Below are 4,774 nucleotides of genomic sequence, written 5' to 3'. Positions count from 1 at the left end.
TCCCTTTGTTATGCATGTTTCAACTGCATCTTTTGTTTTTCGCTGACCGGTGGCCATATCACCCCCCCCCGTTCATATATTCAATTGCACATATGTACATATAATAATATGTAAGCTGATTGTCAAGCTTCTTTTGAGATTCAACATCTTGTTTTTGCAGTTTGATTAAATACGTTAAATAATTAATTCAGTCATTTATAGCTGGGAATTGAATGGTGTATCAAAGACGATTGATAAAAACCTACAGCATTGGGAACGCACTTTTCTAATCCGAAGAAATCCCGTTAGATCCGATGGCGTCGACTGTATTCTTATTGCTTCGGAATTAGTCCGCCGTCGTTGATTCCTGGATAAGATCCCTTTGATCCAGTGTATGCACGAGAGGCTCTTTAAGCGTTTGGTTGAGTGTAGAGGCGGTCAGATAGTATTAAAGCTTTGTTGCAGATGTACGAAACCGCTCCGCGGTAGCTCACCCTCCTGACCCACCGTAGTTGCTTTTCCATCGAGCCCTCCACGTCCGCACTCTCCATTACCTGATCATGTAAACTACCTTTTTGAGCTTGTTTAACCCCAAACCAAGGAGGTAGATCATGACACCACTGCGTCAAAAAATGATCAGGGCTATGGATTTAAAGAACCTTTCCCATCACACCCGGCGTGCCTACCTTGCCGCCGTCAATGGGCTGGCCAAGCACTACAAGCAGTCACCGGAGACCATCACCAATGAGATGATTGAGGATTATCTGCTGTATTTGAAAAACGAAAAGGGCAACGCACCTGCCAGTTGCTGCCTTGTTTTGACCGGCCTTCGCTTTTTCTACAAGCACATTCTTGACCAGCAGATCGACGTTGGTTTCAGCCTGACTAAAACACCGCGCAAACTTCCCACCGTGCTTACTAAAGAGCAGGTCTGGAAGACTATCAGTGCCCCGAAAAACCTAAAACACCGGTTGATCCTGATGACAACCTACGCGGCAGGGCTCAGGGTCGGTGAAGTCAGACGATTAAAGCCCGACCATATCGACAGCCAACGCATGTTGATCAAGGTGGTGGATGGCAAGGGGCGCAAGGATCGCTACACCATGCTTTCTAAAAAGCTTCTCAAGGAACTGCGCCACTACTATAAGGCCTGCCGTCCGCAAGCCTACCTGTTCCCATCGACGTACAAGAAAAATAAAAACAAACCGCTATCTTATGAAACGGTGCGGTCCATCTACGAGAAGGCCCGTAAAAAGGTCGGTGTGAAAAATGGCGATGGTATTCACACGCTACGGCACAGCTTCGCCACGCATCTTTTAGAGGCCGGGTACGACATCCGTAAAATCCAGGTTCTGTTGGGCCATTCAAGACTGTCCACCACCATGATCTACCTGCATGTGAGCCGCGAAACCCTGTCTAAGGTTCCCAGTCCATTGGACCTTATGGACATAAACCATGCAAGCAAGGAGGACAGCACCCATGGCCCCGGTCATCAAACCTGAAGCCAGACGACTGGGGGTCGCCCATATCCTCAAAAAACATATTACCGATTATCAGAAGCAGTACCCGCTGTGGTGGGAACACCGAAAAATCGTCTATGACCTGCTCAACTGTCGAACTGAATATCTGGGTGGCCATATCGATCGCTGCAACCATTGCGGTGCCATGCGCATTGCCTATCATTCATGCCGCAATCGCCATTGTCCCACATGTGAGCACATGCCGCGTGAACGCTGGCTGGAGAAAAGAAAAAGCGAGATTCTGTCCGCCGATTACTTCCACGTTGTCTTTACCCTGCCGCATGAACTCAACGCCGTTGTTTTGAACAATAAAAAGGTGATGCTCTCAATCCTGTTCAAGTCCGCCGCGCAGACGCTGCTGGCCTTCGGCGACAATACCCTTGGCGGAAAACTGGGATTTATTGCCACGCTGCACACCTGGGATCAAAAGCTGGGCGCCCACTTTCATCTGCATTGCCTGGTGGCCGGTGGCGCGGTGTCAACAGACGGTTCACGATGGACGCCTTGCAAGGGCAACTATCTGTTTAACGAGCGGGCCTTGTCACTGGTTTTTCGAGGAAAGTTCATGGACCTGATGAAAAAAGTCTATCAACGTGGTGATCTCAAGTTTGCCGGTGATGAATTTAACCGACTGAAAACCCGGCTGTATGAAAAGCCCTGGATTATCGACGTGCGTGATCCGGTGAAAAGACCGGAGCACGTTCTGGAATACCTGGCGCGTTATACCCATCGGGTTGCAATTGCCAACAGTCGCATCAAGGCGCTTAAAAACGGCATGGTGACCTTCACTTTTAAAAACCGAAAGAAAGGTCGGATCGAACCGCTCACGATTACTGCTGTCGAGTTCATCCGAAGGTTTTTGCTCCACAGCTTGCCCAAGCGCTTTGTCAGAATCCGGCATTATGGGTTCTTAGCCAACCGGAACCGCTCGGCGAACCTGGCTGCCATTCGGCAATTGATGGGATTATCCGATCCACCAGATAAACCCGTTACTACCGTTGAAGTAATGATGCGGCAACTCACGGGTATCGACATTGCCGTCTGCCCCAGTTGCCACAAGGGAAAGATGCAGCTGTTCAGAAATATCCCCAAGGGTTTGGCACGACCGCCCAATCCGCTGGCCTACGCTGCAGCATAGTCCGATCGGTTGATATTAAAATCGGTTCTTGATGAAACCGCAGGTGAAGTGCGGCCTGATCTTGCTGAATTCTCTTTAGATGACCAGAAAACAGCGTGAAGAAGATGGTCTTATGTTGATCAACGCTATAAACAATAACCCGGAAGGCCTGTTACCAAGGCTCAAAAACCCCAACTTGCTGTCTGATGACAGAGTGCAGCAAGATTACAAAACCCATATAGAAATATCGTGCCAAAATATACGCCAGACGGCTTCGTACATCTCCGTTTTATCCATCATCCCGCCCGGTCGTCTCTCATATTGAATTGATCCTGCAGATAGACGGTAATTTTAGCAATCGCTGAGAATTGTTACAACGGGACGATGGATAAAACACTTGTTAGGTATCCAAGGAATCTGCCTTAGTTTTTTCCCTGCGATAACAAATTGAAAGTCAACTATTTTTCGAAAGCTATCGACTACCAGATATTGTGGTCAGCTATTTTTTAGCAGGGCGTTTTGTACATAGCAGCTATCCCAAGGACAGACTTTGTGAAGGTACGTCTTGTCAATCTGCTGTAGTGTGCGTTCATTTGTTTTCGGAGTTGGCTTAAAAAGATAACATAATAGTATGGTGTTTTTTTAATTCCGCCCATTGTTCAGCATCATGTCCATGAACAACAAAAGCCTCTTCCGAGTCTACCATGGTTTGTAGTTTTTTCACCGATTCGAGTACCTGTTCATTGTCATAGTTGTTTCTGGAAACGACAAGGTTTTTGTAATGCTCTTTGAGAGGGACGCTGTCACCACTCAGTATGATGGCTTGCTGTTCCTTTTGCCGAACGACCAAAATTTGATGACCGGGAGTGTGACCAGGCATTGGGGTAACCACTATGCTTCCATCCCCGTAAATATCAAACTTACCCTCTAATTCCTGGTAATTTAGCGGATGGTCCCAATCAGCCTTGAAATACCCCCTGCCTTCATTCTCTGGCCGTTTTGCAAAAGCGAGCTCTTTCTTGGAAACAAGAAAGGTTGCCTCCGGAAAAAATCGATTCCCACCCGCATGATCAAAATGAAGATGAGAATTCACGACATAGCGAATGCCGTCTGGCTGGCAATCGATTTTCTTTAATTGAGATAAGATTCCAATACTTTCGTCGCCAATGGGTTGAAATGCCTTGGCCAGTCCTCCCCAACGGCCAAAGGCGTCTTTGAATACATCAGGATGAGGGCCGGTATCGAAAAGCACATCTCCGTGCGGATGTGTAATCAAAAAAGCGGGTATGGGCAATTCAATGAAGATATCTTTGTCCGCTTGCGGCAGAAAGATGCTTTTCCTGGCTTTTAATCGGCAGCATGACATGGCATAAATTTTCATTGAGTGTCCTTTGCCTCTCTTAAAAACACTGCCAACGGACTGGGAGTTGAGGTGCCTTTATCAGTATTCTTGCCCAGGGTGAACAGTCAGAATAGCTGATTTACGCCCCGCCGTCATCATAATTGGCCATCTGATAGCCAAAAATACAACCATAGGCGACAAGTCAGGCGGTAAATTTTAATAGCAGCTATATCACGTTTCACAAAGTGTGAGGTTTGATCTGGCTATCGTAATTGTATTAGGGTAACTGACAGCTTTTTGCCCTGAGTTTGTCCTTAGGATTGGGACAGTTCTGCCTTTTCATCCGGAGGTTGAACGTCGACAGCGAATTCATTTGTGGCTTTCTCCGTGACACTGGAGCGAATGTGGATGTCGCGCTGGGGAAAGGCGATTTCGATGTTGCGTTCCCGGAACAACCGGTCGATTTCGAAGCGGATGGCGGTTCCGACTTTGAGCATGTTGTCTACATCGGTCCAGAGGCGCAATACGAAAATCAGGGCGCTGCCGCCAAAATCGGAGAAGAGTACATCGGGGCGGGGATACGCGAGCACCTTTTCTGTTTTGCCGGCGATTTCCAGCAGGGTGCTTCGGACCCGTTCGATGTCCGAGCCATAGGCAACACCGACGCTGACCTTGATCCGCAGGGTCAGGTCGCGGAAACTCCAGTTGGTCACCTGGCTGCTGATGAACTCCGAGTTGGGGATGATCAGTGAGGCGTTGTCGTATGTCTGCACCACGGTGGAGCGGAAGTTGATCTTTTTGACCTCCGCCCAGGTG

Annotated in this window: 4 protein-coding genes; 2 read left to right on the top strand and 2 right to left on the bottom strand. The window is 48.2% G+C overall.

Annotated features, from left to right (window positions below; translation table 11 throughout):
- Window positions 1-590 precede the first annotated feature (590 nt).
- Both QNK41_RS21425 and QNK41_RS21420 read left to right on the top strand, forming a co-directional pair.
- Window positions 591-1,481 (top strand): site-specific integrase, encoded by an 891-nt coding sequence (locus QNK41_RS21425; RefSeq protein WP_319261410.1) that lies wholly within the window; start codon window positions 591-593, stop codon window positions 1,479-1,481.
- On the top strand, window positions 1,459-2,637 hold the full coding sequence (locus QNK41_RS21420; RefSeq protein WP_319261406.1) for an IS91 family transposase: 1,179 nt from the start codon (window positions 1,459-1,461) through the stop codon (window positions 2,635-2,637). The genes QNK41_RS21425 and QNK41_RS21420 overlap by 23 nt, the downstream gene beginning before the upstream one ends.
- A gap of 589 nt (window positions 2,638-3,226) precedes the next feature.
- Here the strand turns inward: QNK41_RS21420 and QNK41_RS21415 are convergent.
- Window positions 3,227-3,997 carry an N-acyl homoserine lactonase family protein gene (locus tag QNK41_RS21415; protein ID WP_319261403.1) on the bottom strand — a complete coding sequence of 257 codons (771 nt, stop codon included), beginning with the start codon at window positions 3,995-3,997 and terminating at the stop codon, window positions 3,227-3,229.
- 275 nt (window positions 3,998-4,272) lie between these two features.
- Window positions 4,273-4,774, bottom strand: a 502-nt coding sequence (locus QNK41_RS21410; RefSeq protein ID WP_319261400.1) for a mechanosensitive ion channel family protein, incomplete at its 5' end; no start/stop codon positions are given.

This window comes from Desulfosarcina sp. (genome assembly GCF_033791525.1).
Lineage (GTDB): Bacteria > Desulfobacterota > Desulfobacteria > Desulfobacterales > Desulfosarcinaceae > Desulfosarcina.
This window is presented reverse-complemented; position numbering and strand designations above follow the sequence as displayed.

Bases quoted from the DNA above. Each gene is read 5' to 3' on its own strand.
- QNK41_RS21425 (WP_319261410.1), top strand. From the start codon at position 591: ATGACACCACTGCGTCAAAAAATGATCAGGGCTATGGATTTAAAGAAC.
- QNK41_RS21420 (WP_319261406.1), top strand. From the start codon at position 1,459: ATGGCCCCGGTCATCAAACCTGAAGCCAGACGACTGGGGGTCGCCCAT.
- QNK41_RS21415 (WP_319261403.1), bottom strand. From the start codon at position 3,997: ATGAAAATTTATGCCATGTCATGCTGCCGATTAAAAGCCAGGAAAAGC.